Raw genomic sequence first — 17,358 nt, 5'->3', positions numbered from 1 at the left:
AACCCCGCACCTGAGCGGTCGGGGGAGACTCATTTAATGTGGCTGACAGCCATCTGATCATTATTACGCAAAAAGTTGCGTGTGCCTTTGATCTATTACTGATTGCAACAGTCGGTCAGGGACGGCACTCTGTATGCATAAACAGTGGTTGATCCAGTGCCTGACATGTCCAATCCCCTAGAAGATCCGCTCTATTACCTGCATAACTTCCGCCAAGTGCTCGCCTGGCTGGGGCAGCGTTATGCCGATTTGCTGGCCCCGGACGAAGAGCATTTCATTCAGCAATTTGACAGCTTACCGCAGGCATCCCAGGCGTTACTGGTACGCATGGTGATGCGCAAGGGCGCGCATTTCCGGGCGGCCAAGCTCAACTATGTCGAGATCGGCGCGGTGCACGAGGCGGTCGTGCCTTTGCTGGAACAGGGTTGGGTGACGGACCAATGCCTGTTGTCGTTCGGCGAGCTGTTCGGCCTGTTGCAGAAAGCGGAAATCCTGGCGGCGTTCAAACCCTGGATCGAGCAACCCAAGGCCAGGAAGGCTGACTGGCTGGAAACGCTGTCAATGCAGTTTTGTGAACTGCGTCACTTCCAGCACTGGTGCCCGGACCTGGCCGATCAGCTTTACAGCCTCACCGTGATGGAACTGTGCGACCGCCTGCGCCTGATGTTCTTCGGTAATCTCTATCAGGACTGGTCGGAATTTGTGCTGGCGGACCTGGGCATCTTTACCTACGAGAAAGTCGAATTCTGCGCCGAATCCCGCGGTTTGCGCAGCCGTGACGATGTGCACGGCTTCCTGTTCCTGCATCAGTGCCAGCAGGCCTTTGAAGCGGGCGAGGCACTCGATGGCGTGCTGGAACAAATCGCTACCTTGCACACCGACAACCCCTGGCTGGAGAAACGTCGGGCCAAGCTGTTGTTCCAGGTGGGCCAGTATTGTGAGCGCAGCGCCGAGTTGGCCCTGGCGGAAGCTATCTACCGGGGCTGCACCTATCCCGGCGCACGGGCGCGGCTGATCCGGGTGCTGGAGCGCCAGGAGGATTTTGCCCAGGCGATGGGGCTGGCCCGTGAGGCGCAACAGGCCCCGGAAAGCGCTGCCGAACAGCAGCACTTGCTGCGCGTGATACCCAGGCTGCGACGCAAGCTCGGCGAGCCGGCGCTGCCCAGGGCAAAACCCCGCGAGATCGTGCGCCTGGACCTCGAACTGCCGGCTCCGGAACCGATGATGTCGGTGGAGTATTGCGTACAGGCGCACCTCAGTGACCATGGTGCACCCGTGCATTACGTCGAGAACAGCCTGATCAATTCGCTGTTTGGCCTGCTGTGCTGGCCGGCGATTTTCGCGCCGTTGCCGGGGTCGTTTTTCCACCCGTTCCAGCGCGGGCCGGTAGACCTGCACAGCGAGGATTTTCATCTGCGGCGTGCCGAGCTGTTCGCCGAGTGCCTGGGCCAACTGGACGGTGAGCGCTACAAGCACACCATTCGCCAGCGTTATGTAGACAAATGGGGCATCCAGTCACCCTTCGTGTTCTGGAACGTGCTCAGCGAAGAACTGCTCGACCAGGCCCTCGACTGCCTGCCAGCGGCGCACCTGCGCCACTGGTTCGAACGCCTGCTGCTGGATATCCGCGCCAACCGCGCCGGCATGCCCGACCTGATCCAGTTCTGGCCCGAAGAAAAAACCTACCGCATGATCGAAGTCAAAGGCCCCGGTGATCGCCTGCAGGACAACCAGCTGCGCTGGCTGGAGTTCTGCGGCGAACACCAGATGCCCGTCACTGTGTGTTATGTGCGCTGGGCGGGGCAGGCCGCTTGAGCTACAGCGTTGCGGTGCGTGCGTTATGTGAATTCACCGCCAAGGTCGGCGACCTCGACCTGCGCTTTACCCCGTCTCCCAGTGCCCAGGAAGGGATTGCCGGCCACCGCACCGTGGCCTCGCGGCGCAGCGCCCATTACCAGAATGAAGTCGCGCTGGAGGGCGAATACCAGCAGTTGAAAGTCCGGGGCAGGGCGGATGGCTACGACCCGGACCGCAACCAGCTGGAAGAGGTGAAAACCTATCGCGGCGACCTGGACAAACAACCGGCCAACCACCGGCAACTGCACTGGGCCCAGGTCAAGGTCTACGGCTGGTTGATGTGTCAGAAGCTCGGGTTGTCGGAGATTGTCCTGGCGCTGGTGTACTTCGACATTGTCGGCGAGCAAGAGACGCTGCTCAGCCAACGGTTTCAGGCTGATGACCTGCAGGCATTCTTCGTGCAGCAATGCACCCTGTTCCTCGGCTGGGCCGAACAGGAAATGCACCAGCGCGAAGCCCGCAATGCCGCAGCGGTTGCCCTGGGCTTTCCCCATGCGGCGTTTCGCCCGGGCCAGCGCGCCCTGGCGGAAACGGTCTACAAGGCGGTCAGCACCGGCCGCTGCCTGATGGCCCAGGCGCCTACCGGGATTGGCAAGACCGTCGGCACGATTTTCCCGATGCTCAAGGCCATGGCGCCACAACAGCTGGACAAGGTGTTCTTCCTGACCGCCAAGACCCCGGGCCGCAAACTCGCGCTGGATGCGGCGCAGGTGCTGTATGACAGCAGCCCCGATCTGCCATTGCGGGTGCTGGAGCTGGTGGCGCGGGACAAGGCCTGCGAACACCTGGACAAAGCCTGCCACGGCGACTCCTGCCCACTGGCGAAGGGTTTTTATGACCGCTTGCCGGCGGCACGCGAAGCTGCTTCCCGCGTGCGCCTGCTGGACCAGCGCAACCTGCGGGAAGTCGCCTTGGCCCATGACGTCTGCCCCTATTACCTGAGCCAGGAATTGGCACGCTGGGCCGACGTGGTGGTCGCCGACTACAACTATTACTTCGACTTCGGCGCCATGCTGTTCGGCCTGGCCCAGCTCAACCAGTGGCGCGTCGCGGTGCTGGTGGACGAAGCCCACAACCTGGTGGAGCGTGGCCGCTCGATGTACAGCGCGGTCCTCGACCAGTACACGCTCAAGACCCTGCGCGAGATCGCACCCGAGCCGCTGAAAAAGCCGCTCCAGCGCCTGAACCGTGAGTGGAATGCCCTGCACAAGGAGCAAGTGGCGCCTTATCAGGCCTACGCCCAGAAACCCGACAAACTGCTGCAGGCGCTGAGTCTGTGCACCAGCGCCATGGGTGAATATTTCAACGACCATCCCGAAGCACTCAATGGCGAACTGCAAGCCTTCTACTTCGAGGCGTTGCAGTTTGCCAAGGTCGCCGAGCTGTTCAACGAACACTTCATTTTCGACATCAGCAAACGCGAACTCAGCGGCAAGCGCAGTTCATCAAACCTGTGCCTGCGCAACGTGGTGCCCGCCGAATTCATTCGGCCCCGGCTGACAGCGGCCCGCAGCAGCGTGTTGTTTTCCGCAACACTGAGCCCGCGGCACTACTACGCGGACTTGCTGGGAATGCCGCCCGACACGGCCTGGGTGGATGTGGAATCACCGTTCAAGGCCGAGCAGCTGCGGGTGCATATCGTCGACCGGATCTCCACCCGGTTTGTGCATCGCCAGGCGTCCCTGGAGCCCATCGTCGAGCTGATTGCAGCGCAGTTTGCCCAGGCGCCGGGCAACTACCTGGCGTTTTTCAGCAGTTTTGATTATCTGCAGCAAGTGGCGCATTTGCTTGCCGAGCGGCACCCGCGCATCCCGCTGTGGCAGCAGTCACGGGGCATGGCCGAGGCTGAACGCCAGGCATTTCTCGACCAGTTCACCCAGCACAGTCAGGGCATCGGGTTTGCCGTGCTTGGCGGCGCATTCGGCGAAGGCATCGACCTGCCGGGCACCCGGCTGATCGGCGCGTTTATCGCCACCCTGGGCCTGGCGCAACTCAACCCGGTGAACGAGCAGCTCAAGCTGCGGATGGGCGCGATTTTCGGCGCCGGTTATGACTACACCTACCTTTATCCGGGCATCCAGAAGGTGGTGCAAGCCGCGGGCCGGGTGATCCGCAGCCAGCAGGACCGAGGGGTGGTAATGCTGATTGATGACCGGTTTGGCGAAGCGCGGGTGCGGCAGTTATTACCGCGCTGGTGGTCGATCACTGCGGCGGATACACCGCATCCCGCAACTGGTGGGTGAACTGGCCGGACATGCCTTCGTAAGCCGTATTGGTCAGTGCCACCACCGTAAGCTTCTGCTGCGGGTCGACAAACCAGCTGTGACCGTAGGCGCCGCCCCATTCAAAGGTGCCCCGGGATTGCGGTGTGCCTGTCAACGCCGGGTCATCCAGCACCGCCCAGCCATAACCGAACCCCCAGCCCGGGTCCTGGGTTTGCGCCTTGGCGCCGACCGAATCGGTGACCATCAACTGCACGCTGTGTGCCGACAGGATCGGAGCGCCGCCCCGGCGAATGGTTTCCAGGAACCGCGCAATATCACCTGCCGTCCCGGCCATGCCTGCGCCGCCGGAAGGGTAGGACTGGGGATCGAGAATCCGCCGCACATCAAACAGCGCGGTGCTGTTGCCCGAGGTGATCGTGGCCTTGTCGACCATGCGCAACGGCTGTGGCGAGCCATCCTGATAGGCGGCGGACAGGCGTTTTATATCCGTCACGGAAAACCCGGTATCGCTTAGCCCCAGTGGTTCGGTCACCGAGTCGCGGAGCAATGCCGGCAGGCTCTGGCCGGACGCCTTTTCCAGCACCGCACCCAGCACATCGGTGGCCATCGAATACTGCCAGCGGGTACCCGGCGGGTAACTCAAGGGCACGCTGGCGATGCGCTTCAGGTTCTCGGCAAAGCTGATTTCCGGCTCGCCCAAACCATCGGAAACCCCGGCGGTGCGGTAGGGTCCCTGCGGGCTTTCCAGAAATCCGTAGCTGAGGCCGGCGGTGTGGTTGAGCAACTGGCTGACGGTGATCACCGGGATGGTGCCATCCGCCAGCTTGGGATTGAAGTCGGGCAGCCAGCGGCTGACCGGATCGTCCAGGCCCAAGCGACCTTGTTCCACCAGGTGCATCGCGGCAGCGGATACCAGCGGTTTGGTCACCGATGCCAGGCGAAAGATCGTGTCCTCTGTCATCGGGCGCCCGTCTTCGCGGTCCGCCAAGCCGGCAGCACGGTGATAAACCAGCTGCCCGTCCCGCAGCACCATCACCACGGTGCCCACCAGGCGATTGTCGGCAATGGCGCTGTCGACCACCGCATCCACGCGCTTGGCGAGCAGTGGGTCGTGGCTGTCGGCGCAGGCGAGGGTGGCGCAAAGGGAGGCGGCAAGGGGCACGAGGTATCTGGCAGGAGGCTGCATGGTTCAGGTCGCTCATTGGCAGTGCATGACTGCCAAATATGAACGCTGGGGTCCCGGACTACAACGTGACATTGCACAACTGCTGACTCACTGCCCATAAGCGTTCGGCCTGCTCCGGGTCGACAGCCCAGGGCCATACGCCGTTACGGCTGGTGTCATCCTGCGACCAAGCGGCCACATCGCAATCTTCGCAGTAGAGTCCGCCCATGCCCTCCAGTTGCGGGCTGACAGCGCACCACACCGAGGTCGCGGCGCCTTGCTCGGGGCTCTTGTAGTGACTGGCGCGGCGGATATTGCCGTGCTCATCCAGTGCGCCGACGAATGCCAGGTCGTCCTTGTCCAGATAACGGATCAAGTCGGTGAGGATTTCCCCCGGGTGCACGGAAAATGCGCGCACACCCTCCGCTTTACCTCGTCGGTCCAGTGCTACCGCGAACAGTGCGTTGGCGGTTTTTGATTGGCCGTAGGCGAGCCACTTGTCATAGGGGCGGTGTTCAAATTGCGGGTCATCGAAATGCACAGGGCTGAGACGATGGCCGAGGGATGATACCGAAACCACTCGCGCGCCATTAGCCTCACGCAGCGCCGGCCACAACCGCGCGGTTAGCTGGAAGTGGCCCAGGTGGTTGGTGGCGAACTGCACTTCGAAACCTCGCGTATCCCGTTGCAGTGGTGTGGCCATGATTCCGGCGCTATTGATCAGAAGGTTCAATGCCCGGTCGCTGGCGAGGAAGTTTTCGGCAAAACGGTCGATGGAAATCGGGTCGAGTAAATCCAGGCTGGCGTGTTCAACACCGATGATGCCCGAGAGGTTGCGTTCGGCCTTTTCAGGATCCCGCGCGGGAACGATCACCTGCGCACCCGCGTCGACCAACACGCGAACCGTTTCCAGGCCAATGCCGGAGTAGCCACCGGTGACAATCACCGTCTTGCCTCGCAAATCGCTGCCCGCCAAGGCTTGCTGGGCGGTAGTGCCGGCATCGAAGCCGCTGCCAATTGGGGTTTGTTTGTCAGCCATGAAAGATCTCCTTATGGGAGGCCTAGAGTCTCTCGCTGGAGCCCGGACGCGGAATGCCCTAGAGTCCGTGTTTCTGTCGCGATCGTCCGGAGCTTTATGGATACCCTTTCCGATGTGCTGGCACTGTTAAAAAGCCATCGCTCGACCTTCGCCGGCCTGAAGGCTGGCGGCACCTGGGCCATTGACTTTGCGGCGCCGGATGGCATCAAGTTCAACGCGGTGGTGGAGGGTAGTTGCTGGCTGGAAGTGGAAGGGCTGGCAGTACCGATACGCTTGTATGAGGGAGATTGTTTCCTGTTGACCCAGGCACGCCCGTGGAGGCTGTCCAGCAATCTGTGCCCTGAAGGACTCGATGCACGTGAGGTGTATGCCGATGCGGTGGGAGGCATCGCCACGGTGGGTGCCACGGTGGATCTGTTCTTGATCGGCGGACGATTTATCTACGGGGACGACGCCCGACTGTTGCTGGATAGCCTGCCGCCGGTGTTGCGGGTGAGTGCCAACTCCGAACAGGCCGCCGTGTTGCGTTGGTGCCTGGATCGCCTGGCCCGGGAATACGCCAGCCCGTTACAAGGCGCGGCGCTGATGACCGAGCATTTGGCGCAAATGATGCTGGTGCAAATCCTGCGGCTCTATCAATCTTCCATGGGCACCCATACCACCGGCTGGCTGGGAGCCTTGGCGGATCCAAGGCTGGCCCCGGTGCTGCGGGAAATTCACGCAGCACCCGCCCGGCGCTGGACATTGAGTGAAATGGCCGGCGTGGCGAGTCAATCCCGCTCCACCTTCGCCTTGCACTTCAAGCAACGGGTAGGGCTGGCACCGCAGGAATACCTGACCCGCTGGCGTATGCACCTGGCGGTACAGGCCTTGAAAGCCAGCGACAACAGCGTGTCCACGATCGGCCAGTCCCTGGGTTATCAGTCAGACAGCGCTTTCAGCAATGCTTTCAAGCGCGTGATGGCTTGTTCTCCCCGGGAATACCGCGAGCGAACCCCACACAAGGAACCCAGTGATGAGTGAAACCCAGCAGCAGAAGGTCAAGGTCAACGGCATTGAGTTGAACGTGCACATCGCCGGCCCCGAGAGCGGCCCGCCGGTGTGGTTGCTGCATGGGTTTCCCGAGTGCTGGCACTCCTGGCGCGAGCAGATTCCGGCGCTGGTGGCCCAGGGTTATCGGGTGTTTGTCCCGGAAATGCGCGGCTATGGACAATCCAGCGCGCCGCCGGAAGTGGCCGACTATGACCTGCTGACCCTGTGCGCCGATATCAAGGGCGCCATGGACCTGTTCGGGCATCGCCGGGTCGTCATGATTGGCCATGACTGGGGCGCCGTGGTGGCCTGGCACCTGGCGTTGCTCGAGCCAGAGCGCGTCAGCCAGTTGGTGACGATGTCGGTACCGTTCGCCGGACGCTCCCGCAGGCCGGTGATCGAGATTATGCGCGAGCTGTACGCCGATCGCTTCAATTACATCCTGTACTTCCAGGCCCCGGGTGTGGCTGAAAAGGAACTGGATGCCGATATCGAGCGGACATTACGGCTGTTCATGCAGGACCAGGACGTTTTCCTGCAGAAGAAACCCGCCAGCGCGAAGCTGCTGGAAGGTGTGCCGCTGCCCGGTACGCTCCCGGCCTGGTGCAGCCAGCAGGACCTCGACGTGTATGTTCAGACCTTCGCCAATGACGGCTTTCGCGGCCCGTTGAACTGGTACCGCAACTTCGAACGCAACTGGCAGCGTACCGAGTTCCTCGCCGGCAGGCAGGTGCTGCAACCGACGCTGTTCCTGATCGGCGACCGCGACCCGGTCGGCGTGTTCGAAGCCCACACCCTCAAGCGCATGCCCGACATCGTGCCGAACCTGCAACAAAGCGTCCTGGCCAACTGCGGCCACTGGATTCAGAACGAACAGGGGCCCAAGGTCAACGAACTGCTGCTCGGGTTTCTAGGGCGAACGTGAACGTCGCGCCGCGTCCTGGCACATCGATCAGGCGGATTTCCTGACCGTGCAGTTGCAGGATCCGGTGCACGATGCGCAAGCCCAGGCCGCCATCGCGTCGAGCCCCGCCAATGGTGAAGGCGCGCAGGAACAGACCTTCGCGCAGATCCGCCGAAATCCCGGGGCCGCTGTCGCTTACCGTGACTTCAACAAAACCGGACTTGGGGGCCAGGGTCACTTCAACTTCGCCATTGGGCGGTGTATGGCGCAGGGCGTTATCCAGCAGGTTGGTGAGTACCCGTTCGATCAGGCCCAAGTCGGCCAATACGGTTGGCACCACCGGCGGCAGGCTGGCGGTGAGGGTGATCGCCCGGGCTTCCGCGGTCAGTTCGAACTTCTGGAAAATGTCCTGCACCAGGTCGGGTATTGAAAAGCCTTCGATGACCGGCTGTACAAACCCGTGTTCCAGGCGTACCAGTTCCAGCAGCGACTGGGCCAGCCCGCCGACCTTGCGGCTCTGGTCGAGGGCGATGCCCAGGTAACGCCGGCGTTCCTGCGGGGTCAGGCTGGCGTCTTTCAGGGACAGGGTTTCCAGGTAGCCATGCAAGGAGGCCAACGGTGTGCGCAGGTCATGGGAAATATTCGCGACCATCTCCCGGCGTTCCTGCTCTTGGTGGGTGATGGCGCGCCACTGTTCACCCAGGCGGTTCTCCATCTGCACGAAGGCGTGGTCGAGCACGGCGATTTCATCCTGGCTGGCAACCTCGGGCGCCACGGCCTGCGGGACTTTCGGTGCGCCGTTGATGTCGAACTGGCCGACCTTCTCGGTCAGTTGCCGCAAGGGCCGGGTGATCCAGGCGAACGCGGTCAAACCCGCGAGCAAGCACAACAATGCCACCAGGGCGATGGACCACAGGGCAATGTTCAGTGCCATGCCGGTGGCATCCCGGGCGTCGAACACATCATGGGCTTCGCCCAGCAGCACCACATACAGGTAGCCGGCCTGCTGGCCGTTGACCCGCAGCGGCGCGGCGCTGAACACCTTGAGGCCGTCGACGCTGCGTGGGTCGTCGCCGAGGATCGGCAGCATCGCGCCGCTGAGGAAACGGCGCACCGGCTCCAGGTTGACTTGGTCGCGGCGCAGGTGGCCGCTGGGCGCAGCGTTGCCGACCACACGCCCGTTAATGTCCAGCAGGTACACCTCGACACTCGGGTTTACCAGCATCAACTGGCTGAACAGGTTGCGCACCGCGTCCGGCTTGAGACCGTCGGCGTCCATCAACTGCGTATCCCGGGCGATGTGCGCGGCGAGGTCGCGGGACAGGCCTTGCACCACTTCCAGTTCATGCATGTGGTTGGAGCGCACTTGCAGCCAGGCCGACGTGCCGCTGCAAATCAGCAGCAACAGCGCGAACACCAGGGACAGGCGCTGGGTAAGGGTCAGCCTCATGCCGATTGCTCGGCAAACTTGTAGCCACGGCCCCACACCGTGAGGATGCGCGCCGGGTTGGCCGGATCGGCCTCGACCTTGGCCCGCAGGCGGTTGATATGGGTATTGACGGTGTGTTCGTAACCTTCGTGGCTGTAGCCCCACACGGCGTTGAGCAGGTCCATGCGCGAGAATACCTTGCCCGGTTGGCGGGCGAAAAAGTACAGCAGGTCGAATTCCCGGGGCGTGAGGTCCAGCCGCTGGCCTTGCAGGGTGGCGTCACGGGTCAGCGGGTTGATGAACAACTGGCCGAGGTCGAGGCTGCCGGCGTCCATCTTCAAGTTGCGCGCCATGGCGTCGACCCGGCGCAGCAGCGCCTTGACCCGCGCCACCAGCTCCGGCATGGAAAACGGCTTGGCCAGGTAGTCATCCGCCCCCAGTTCCAGGCCGAGGATGCGATGCAACTCGCTGGAGCGGGCACTGGTGATAATGATCGGCGTGTAGCGCGTCATCGCCCGGGCCCGCCGGCAGATCTCCAGGCCGTCGACGCCGGGCAGCATCAGGTCAAGGATCAACGCATCCCAGCCGCCTTGCTCCAGCAGGCGCAGGCCTTCGTCACCATCGGCACTGTGAACCACCTCGAACTGCTCGTCCCGCAGGTGCAGGCAGATCAAATCGGCAATATGGGCATCGTCCTCGACCACCAGGACACGTTTGGGCTGATCCATTGATAAAAACCTGTCTTCTTGATTCGCGCATTGTGCGGCTTTTGCAACAGTGTAGTTATCACGAATTGTTTAACTCTGCGTGAGGATTCCGCGACCACCCCGGGCCTAACCTTACTCATCGCAACGGCAAAAGTACGCCCCCCTCATTGTGGCGAGGGAGCTTGCTCCCGCTGGGTCGCGCAGCGGCCCCAAAAAAGCCGGGAGCGCTGCGCACTCCAGCGGGAGCAAGCTCCCTCGCCACAGTTTGTTTATCAGCCATAGGGGCTTCACCAGCCATCCGCACTTGTGTGAGGAGCAACTCATGTATTCACGTCGACAGATCCTGCTCGCCGGCGGCGGCCTCGGCCTCGCGGTAATCGCCGGTGGCCTGCTGCAAAAAATCAACGCCGGTCCCGCCCTGATCGCCGAAGCCGAAGCCGCCGAACATTTCGAAGTCAGCCACACCGACGCCGAATGGCGCACCCTGCTGACCGCCGAGCAGTACGCGATCCTGCGGGAGGAGGGCACCGAACGCCCCTACAGCAGCGCCCTCAACAGTGAACACCGCAACGGCACCTTCGCCTGCGCCGGTTGCGCTTTGCCCCTGTACGCCTCAGCCACCAAATTCGAAAGCCACACCGGCTGGCCCAGCTTCTGGCAACCCCTGGAAAACGCCGTGGCCAGCCACGTCGACGCCTCCTTCGGCGTGGTACGCAAGGAAATCCACTGCCGCCGCTGCGGCGGTCATCAGGGCCACGTGTTCGATGACGGCCCGGCACCCACCGGCCTGCGCTACTGCATGAACGGCGCAGCCATGACGTTCACCGCGACTTAATTCAATGTCTTCCTATAAGGGTCTACCCCATGTGGCTTTTGGTTCTCGCATATCTGGGCGGCGTGCTGACGATTGTCAGTCCCTGCATCCTGCCGGTTCTGCCTTTTGTCTTCGCTCGCACCGGGCAGCCGTTTTTGCGCAGTGGCTTGCCGCTGCTGCTGGGGATGGCGATGACCTTCGCCCTGGTCGCCTCGCTCGCGGCGGTGGGCGGCGGTTGGGTGGTGCAAGTCAATCAGTACGGTCGCTGGCTCGCGTTGCTGTTTGTTGCGCTATTCGGGCTGACGCTGCTGCTGCCAAGCCTGTCCGAGCGCCTGACCCGGCCGCTGGTGGCCGCGGGCAGTCGCCTGTCGGAAGCCGCCGGGGCCGATTCGCGGCCGCGTCCGGGCGCATCGTTCCTGATCGGCGTGGCCACCGGGCTGCTGTGGGCGCCGTGCGCCGGGCCCATCCTCGGGCTGGTGCTGACGGGCGCCGCGCTGCAGGGCGCCAGTATCGGCACTACCTTGCTCTTGCTGGCCTACGCGGCAGGAGCTGCCACCTCCCTGGCCTTGGCGCTGCTGGTCGGCGGTAAAGTCTTCGGTTTCATGAAGCGTTCGCTGGGCGCTGGTGAATGGCTGCGTCGTGGTCTCGGCGCCCTGATGTTGGCCGGTGTGGCGGCCATCGCCCTGGGCCTGGACACCGGGATCCTGGCGCGCCTGTCGACGGCGTCAACCGGTGGCCTGGAACAAAGCCTGGTGGAGAAACTCAGCGCCAAGCCTGAACAGAAGAGCGGGGCGATGATGGCCGGCGGCGCGATGATGGCCGCCAACCGCAGTGACACGCTGCCAGTGGAAGGCCAGTTGCCGCCGCTGGACGGTGCCGTGCAATGGCTCAACTCCGAGCCACTGACTGCCGAGGCGTTGAAAGGCAAGGTGGTGCTGGTGGATTTCTGGACCTACTCCTGCATCAACTGCCTGCGCACCTTGCCGTACGTCAAGGCCTGGGCCGAGAAATACCGCGACCAGGGCCTGGTGGTGATCGGTGTGCACGCTCCGGAATTCGCCTTCGAACGCGACGTGAACAACGTCACCAAGGCCATGAAGGACCTGGGCATCACTTACCCGGTGGCCATCGACAACAACTACAAGATCTGGCGCGCCTTCAACAACCAGTACTGGCCGGCGCATTACTTTGCCGATGCCAAGGGCCAGATCCGCTATCACCATTTTGGAGAGGGTGACTACGCCGAGTCCGAGCGAGTGATCCAGCAACTGCTGCGTGAGGCGGGCGCTACCAAGGTGGCGGGCGGCTTGATCGAAGCCGATGCCAAGGGCATCCAGGCCGCACCGGACATGAACGAAGTGCAGTCGCCGGAAACCTACCTGGGCTTCCAGCGCGCCGAGAACTTCGTGACCACCGGCACCCTGGGCACCGACAAGGTGGTGAACTACCCGGCAGCCGGCAACCTGGCCTTGAATAACTGGACCCTGGAAGGCCCATGGAACGTCGGCGGCCAGCAAGCCACCCTCGCAGCGGCCAACGGCAAGATCGTCTACCGCTTCCACGCCCGTGACCTGCACCTGGTGCTGGGCCCGGGCGCCGACGGCAAGCCGGTGCGCTTCAAGGTCAGCATCGACGGCCAGGCGCCGGGGGATGCCCACGGCACCGACGTCGCACCGGATGGCAGCGGCACCGTGACCGAACAACGTTTGTATCAACTGGTGCGCCAGCCGGGCGCGGTCAAGGACCGGACCTTCACCATCGAGTTCCTGGACCCGCAAGTGGCGGCCTATGCCTTCACCTTCGGCTAACCCATAGCGAAATTTGGCATGGTTAACCCGATCATGTAGGAGCTGGCTTGCCTGCGATAGCGATGTTGAATTCACCACCTCAATCGCAGGCAAGCCAGCTCCCACAGTTGACCGCATTTATCCTGATGTTTCGGAGTGACTGAGATGAAACTGCTTAAGTACTTACCGGCCCTGGCGTTCGCCGCCTTTGTCGGCCACAGCTCGGCGTTCTCCTTCGGCCCGTCCGACGACGCCGTGGCCATCGCGCCGCCGGCCATGGACCTGCCGGCAGACGCGAACAACCTGCAAACCGCGGTCTTCGCCGGCGGCTGCTTCTGGGGCGTGCAGGGTGTGTTCCAGCATGTACAAGGGGTGAAAAACGCCGTCTCCGGCTATGACGGCGGCGCGGCGAGCACCGCGCAGTACGAAAGCGTCAGCGGCGGCGATACCGGCCACGCCGAGTCCGTCGCCGTGACCTACGACCCAAGCAAGGTCAGCTACGGCAAGCTGCTGCAGATCTACTTCTCGGTCGCTCACAACCCCACGGAACTCAACCGCCAGGGCCCGGACAGCGGCACCCAGTACCGCTCGGCGATCTTTGCCCAGAACGCCGAACAGCAAAAAGTCGCCCAGGCCTACATCGCCCAGCTCGACGCCGCGAAAGCCTTCGACAAGCCGATCGTGACCAAGATCGAGATGGGCAAAGCCTTCTACCCGGCGGAGTCCTATCACCAGGACTTCCTGACCGAAAACCCGTCGTACCCCTACATCGTGATCAACGACCTGCCAAAGGTGGCCCAGCTGAAAAAATTGTTCCCTGAGCAGTACCGCGCAGAACCGGTACTGGTGAAAAACCAGTAGACCTATGATCGTTCCCACTTTCGACGATCGTTCCCACGCTGGACGATCGTTCCCACGCTCTGCGTGGGAATGCCGCCAGGGCGCTCTGCGTCCGCTCTTGAAGTCGTGACGCGGAGCGTCACCGGATTCATTCCCACGCGGAGCGTGGGAACGATCAGCGTGGGAACGATTATCAGACGACTTCAAGGTAGGAGCTATGAATCGCCCGCGCCAACTCCCGCACGGTGTCGATAAAATCCGTCAACCGGCTATGCAGCCCATCCTCCAGAATCTCATCAATCCCCGTATACCTCAGCCGCGCCTCAAACTCCGCCGCCAAACGCTGGGCCGTACGCCCATAACTCCCCGGCAGGTCCGCCAGGATATGGCTCAACTCCTCGATACACGCATGCAACGAGCGCGGCACATCACTGCGCAACAGCAACAACTCCGACACCGACCGCGCATTCAGCGCATTCGGGTACAGCTCGGTATACGCCTCAAACGACGACAGCGCCCGCAACAACGCGCTCCACTGGTAATACCCGCGTGCCGAAAGGTCGCTGACTTCCTCGGACTCTTCCCCAAACATTTCATACCGCGCGTCCAGCAACCGCAACGTGTTATCCGCCCGCTCGACAAACGTCCCCAGCCGAATAAACCGATACGCATCGTTACGCATGATCGTCCCGGACGTCGCCCCACGAAACAGGTGCGAGCGCTGCTTCACCCAGTCACAAAAGTGGCTGATGCCATGCCGCGCCAACCCGCCGGCCGCAATACTGCGCATCTCCAGCCAGGTGGCGTTGAGGTTTTCCCACATATCAGCCGTGATCCGCCCCCGTACCGCATGGGCATTACCCCGTGCAGCCCGCAGGCAATTGTAGATACTGGCGGGGTTTTCCTCGTCGAGGGCGAAGAAGTGCAGCATGCGCTCGGCGTCCAGTTGCTGATGGCGCTCAAGGTAACTGTCCAGGGTGCCGCTGCTGAGCAGCGACATGGCCAACTCGTCCAGCCCGTCACTGCGCCCGGCCTGGGGCATCAACGACAGCGAATAACTGACTTCCAGCATGCGCGCCAGGTTCTCGGCACGCTCCAGGTAACGGGACATCCAATACAGATCTGCGGCGGTTCTACTCAGCATACTCAGCCCTCCACCACCCAGGTGTCCTTGGTTCCGCCGCCTTGCGACGAGTTGACGATCAATGAGCCTTCGCGCAGCGCCACGCGGGTCAAGCCACCGGGTACCAGGCGGGTTTCCTTGCCCGAGAGCACGAACGGTCGCAGGTCGATATGCCGCGGCGCGATGCCGTTTTCGACAAACGTCGGGCAAGTGGACAGGCTCAAGGTCGGTTGGGCGATGTAGGCGTGAGGGCGGGCCTTGATACGCTGGCGGAAGTCCTCGATCTCGGCCGCGCTGGACGCCGGGCCCACCAGCATGCCGTAGCCGCCGGAACCCTGGGTTTCCTTGACCACCAGTTCCGGCAGGTGCGCCAGTACGTGGGACAGCTCATCCGGCTTGCGGCACTGGAACGTCGGCACGTTTTGCAGGACCGGCTCTTCATCCAGGTAGAACCGGATCATTTCCGGCACGTACGGGTAGATCGACTTGTCGTCCGCCACGCCGGTGCCTATCGCATTCGCCAGCACTACGTTGCCCGCGCAGTACGCCGCGACCAGGCCGGGCACGCCGAGCATCGAATCGGGGTTGAAAGCCTGCGGATCGAGGAAGGCATCGTCGATGCGGCGGTAGATCACATCCACGGCCTTGGGGCCGTCGGTGGTACGCATGAACACCTTGAGGTCGTGCACGAACAGGTCGGCGCCTTCCACCAGCTCCACGCCCATTTCCCGGGCCAGGAATGCATGCTCGAAGAACGCGCTGTTAAACCGGCCCGGCGTCAGCACCACCACATTCGGGTTGTCCAGGCGGCTGGAGCTTTTCAGGGTCTTGAGCAGCAGGTTGGGATAGTGGTCCACCGGGGCGATGCGTTGCTTGGCGAACACCTCGGGGAACAGGCGCATCATCATCTTGCGGTCTTCGAGCATGTAGCTCACGCCGCTGGGGGTACGCAGGTTGTCTTCGAGCACGTAGTAGGTGCCGTCGCCATCGCGCACAAGGTCGACCCCGGAGATGTGCGAATAGATATCGCGGTGCAGGTCCAGGCCGACCATGGCCTTCTGGTATCCCTCGTTGCCCAGCACCTGATCGGCGGGAATGATCCCGGCCTTGATGATGCGCTGGTCGTGGTAGATGTCGGCAAGGAACATGTTCAGCGCATTCACACGCTGGATACAGCCACGCTCGATGACACTCCACTCACTGGCGGGGATGCTGCGGGGGATGATATCGAAGGGGATCAGGCGCTCGGTGTCTTGCTCGTCGCCATACAGGGTGAAGGTGATCCCGGCGCGGTGAAACAGCAGGTCGGCTTCACGGCGGCGCTGGGCCAGCAGTTCTGGCGGCGTGTTGGCCAGCCAGCGGGAGAATTCCTGATAATGCGCACGGCAAACGCCTTGTGCGTCATTCATTTCATCAAAGAAAGATCGAGCCATTCCAATTACCTTGTCAGTGCCGGGACTAACTGCGCTTTGGCACTGCCGCTTTAGAAAACGCATTTTTTTATGAGCCCGTGGCTGATGGTGCCAGCAGGCCTGGTCCTTACTTTCTTTTGGGGTGGGCTCTGGGTCGGGGGGTAACGATTGCTCCTGTATCCGGGCAGATAAAGGACTAAAGCAATGCCTGTGCCATCCACCTTGTGGCGAGGGAGCTTGCTCCCGCTGTGCTGCGCAGCGGCCCCAAAAAGGAACCAGACCGCTGCGCACCGGAGCGCTGTCCCGGTCCAGCGGGCCCAAGCTCCCGCGCCACCGATGCGGCCCTATCGCCTCAAAACGGTGCACTGATTACTTGAACTTTGCACCAGCCCGGTTCTTCTAAACTGCTTCAAATGCCAGCACGGAGCACGGATGTGCCCAGAATCATCTCACCCGACACCCCGGAATCGAGCCTGACCGACCACAGCGAACACAACGCCAAGATTTTCGGTTCGCCCAAGGACCGTCTCGACTTTTACCGGCGTGAAATCCAGTACGAGACCAGCATCCTGGCCAACCGCACCGACGCCTACCTCACGGCCCAGTCATTCCTGGTGATCGCCTTCGTGTCCGGCATGGGCAACCTGAACCCCGAATGGGGCAAGCTGTTCACCCTGGTGGTGCCCGTGTTCCTGGCGACCCTGGGCATTCTCAGTTCCCTCAACGCCTGGCCGGGGATTCGGGCGGCCTACGAAATCATCGACCACTGGCATTACAAGCAGAGCGAACTGCTGCGCAGCGAGCCGGTGATGGGCCTGGCCTACGATGAGTCGCCACTGTTCAGTGAGATGGAGTCGTCCCACAAGGGCTATCGCAAGTCGCTGTTGTTCTCGATGCGCGCGCCCTGGCTGTTCATGGTGTTCTGGGTGATGCTGGGGGCCTACGCGTTTTACATCCAGGTGGACAACCCCGGCTCATAAGCAATTGGAACTTCACCGACCCGCACGGGACCTTACCTTTACGC

Annotated in this window: 14 protein-coding genes; 8 read left to right on the top strand and 6 right to left on the bottom strand. The window is 62.5% G+C overall.

Annotation, left to right across the window (positions count from 1 at the left end; genetic code table 11):
* Positions 1 to 165: 165 nt before the first annotated feature.
* Together A462_RS21165 and A462_RS21170 are read left to right on the top strand one after the other, a co-directional pair.
* The gene (locus A462_RS21165; protein ID WP_008433770.1) at positions 166 to 1,815 is read left to right on the top strand and encodes a VRR-NUC domain-containing protein; all 1,650 of its coding nucleotides are present in this window, start codon (positions 166 to 168) and stop codon (positions 1,813 to 1,815) included.
* Positions 1,812 to 4,100, top strand: coding sequence for an ATP-dependent DNA helicase (locus A462_RS21170; protein ID WP_008433769.1), 2,289 nt, complete (start codon positions 1,812 to 1,814; stop codon positions 4,098 to 4,100). The genes A462_RS21165 and A462_RS21170 overlap by 4 nt, the downstream gene beginning before the upstream one ends.
* On the opposite strand, the gene A462_RS21175 is transcribed toward A462_RS21170, so the two are convergent.
* Both A462_RS21175 and A462_RS21180 read right to left on the bottom strand, forming a co-directional pair.
* Entirely contained in the window at positions 4,060 to 5,268 is a 1,209-nt protein-coding gene (locus A462_RS21175; protein WP_008433768.1) for a serine hydrolase domain-containing protein, read from the bottom strand. The two genes, A462_RS21170 and A462_RS21175, sit on opposite strands and share 41 nt — an antisense overlap.
* 58 nt (positions 5,269 to 5,326) lie before the next feature.
* Entirely contained in the window at positions 5,327 to 6,286 is a 960-nt protein-coding gene (locus A462_RS21180) for an oxidoreductase (protein WP_008433767.1), read from the bottom strand.
* A 96-nt stretch (positions 6,287 to 6,382) separates the two neighbouring features.
* Between A462_RS21180 and A462_RS21185 the strand changes: the two genes are divergently transcribed.
* Both A462_RS21185 and A462_RS21190 read left to right on the top strand, forming a co-directional pair.
* The gene (locus A462_RS21185; protein WP_008433765.1) at positions 6,383 to 7,309 is read left to right on the top strand and encodes an AraC family transcriptional regulator; all 927 of its coding nucleotides are present in this window, start codon (positions 6,383 to 6,385) and stop codon (positions 7,307 to 7,309) included.
* On the top strand, positions 7,302 to 8,243 hold the full coding sequence (locus tag A462_RS21190) for an alpha/beta fold hydrolase (RefSeq protein ID WP_008433763.1): 942 nt from the start codon (positions 7,302 to 7,304) through the stop codon (positions 8,241 to 8,243). Before A462_RS21185 ends, A462_RS21190 begins: the two co-directional genes overlap by 8 nt.
* Here A462_RS21190 and A462_RS21195 read toward each other — a convergent pair.
* Positions 8,206 to 9,672, bottom strand: a complete 1,467-nt coding sequence (locus tag A462_RS21195; protein WP_008433761.1) for a sensor histidine kinase — start codon at positions 9,670 to 9,672, stop codon at positions 8,206 to 8,208. The genes A462_RS21190 and A462_RS21195 overlap by 38 nt on opposite strands.
* Positions 9,669 to 10,379, bottom strand: a complete 711-nt coding sequence (locus tag A462_RS21200; RefSeq protein ID WP_003217086.1) for a response regulator transcription factor — start codon at positions 10,377 to 10,379, stop codon at positions 9,669 to 9,671. Before A462_RS21200 ends, A462_RS21195 begins: the two co-directional genes overlap by 4 nt.
* A gap of 301 nt (positions 10,380 to 10,680) precedes the next feature.
* Between A462_RS21200 and msrB the strand changes: the two genes are divergently transcribed.
* The 3 genes from msrB to msrA all read left to right on the top strand — a co-directional run bounded on the left by msrB (position 10,681) and on the right by msrA (position 13,820).
* Complete coding sequence (gene msrB / locus A462_RS21205) at positions 10,681 to 11,193, top strand: peptide-methionine (R)-S-oxide reductase MsrB (RefSeq protein ID WP_008433759.1); 513 nt, start codon at positions 10,681 to 10,683, stop codon at positions 11,191 to 11,193.
* Positions 11,194 to 11,222: 29 nt separating this feature from the next.
* Positions 11,223 to 12,980 (top strand): cytochrome c biogenesis protein DipZ, encoded by a 1,758-nt coding sequence (locus A462_RS21210; RefSeq protein WP_008433757.1) that lies wholly within the window; start codon positions 11,223 to 11,225, stop codon positions 12,978 to 12,980.
* Between the two features lie 144 nt (positions 12,981 to 13,124).
* Positions 13,125 to 13,820, top strand: a complete 696-nt coding sequence (msrA, locus tag A462_RS21215; protein WP_008433754.1) for a peptide-methionine (S)-S-oxide reductase MsrA — start codon at positions 13,125 to 13,127, stop codon at positions 13,818 to 13,820.
* Positions 13,821 to 13,992: 172 nt separating this feature from the next.
* Here the strand turns inward: msrA and A462_RS21220 are convergent, their stop codons facing one another.
* Together A462_RS21220 and A462_RS21225 are read right to left on the bottom strand one after the other, a co-directional pair.
* A complete protein-coding gene (locus tag A462_RS21220; RefSeq protein ID WP_003217078.1) occupies positions 13,993 to 14,943 on the bottom strand; it encodes an alpha-E domain-containing protein in 951 nt (316 codons plus the stop codon).
* A 2-nt stretch (positions 14,944 to 14,945) separates the two neighbouring features.
* Entirely contained in the window at positions 14,946 to 16,355 is a 1,410-nt protein-coding gene (locus tag A462_RS21225) for a circularly permuted type 2 ATP-grasp protein (RefSeq protein WP_003217076.1), read from the bottom strand.
* 413 nt (positions 16,356 to 16,768) lie between these two features.
* Here A462_RS21225 and A462_RS21230 point away from each other — a divergent pair, with 413 nt between their 5' ends.
* Positions 16,769 to 17,314: a hypothetical protein gene (locus A462_RS21230; protein ID WP_003217074.1), complete on the top strand. Its 546-nt coding sequence runs from the start codon at positions 16,769 to 16,771 to the stop codon at positions 17,312 to 17,314.
* Positions 17,315 to 17,358: the final 44 nt, after the last annotated feature.

This window comes from Pseudomonas sp. Ag1 (assembly GCF_000278565.1).
Lineage (GTDB): Bacteria > Pseudomonadota > Gammaproteobacteria > Pseudomonadales > Pseudomonadaceae > Aquipseudomonas.
This window is presented reverse-complemented; position numbering and strand designations above follow the sequence as displayed.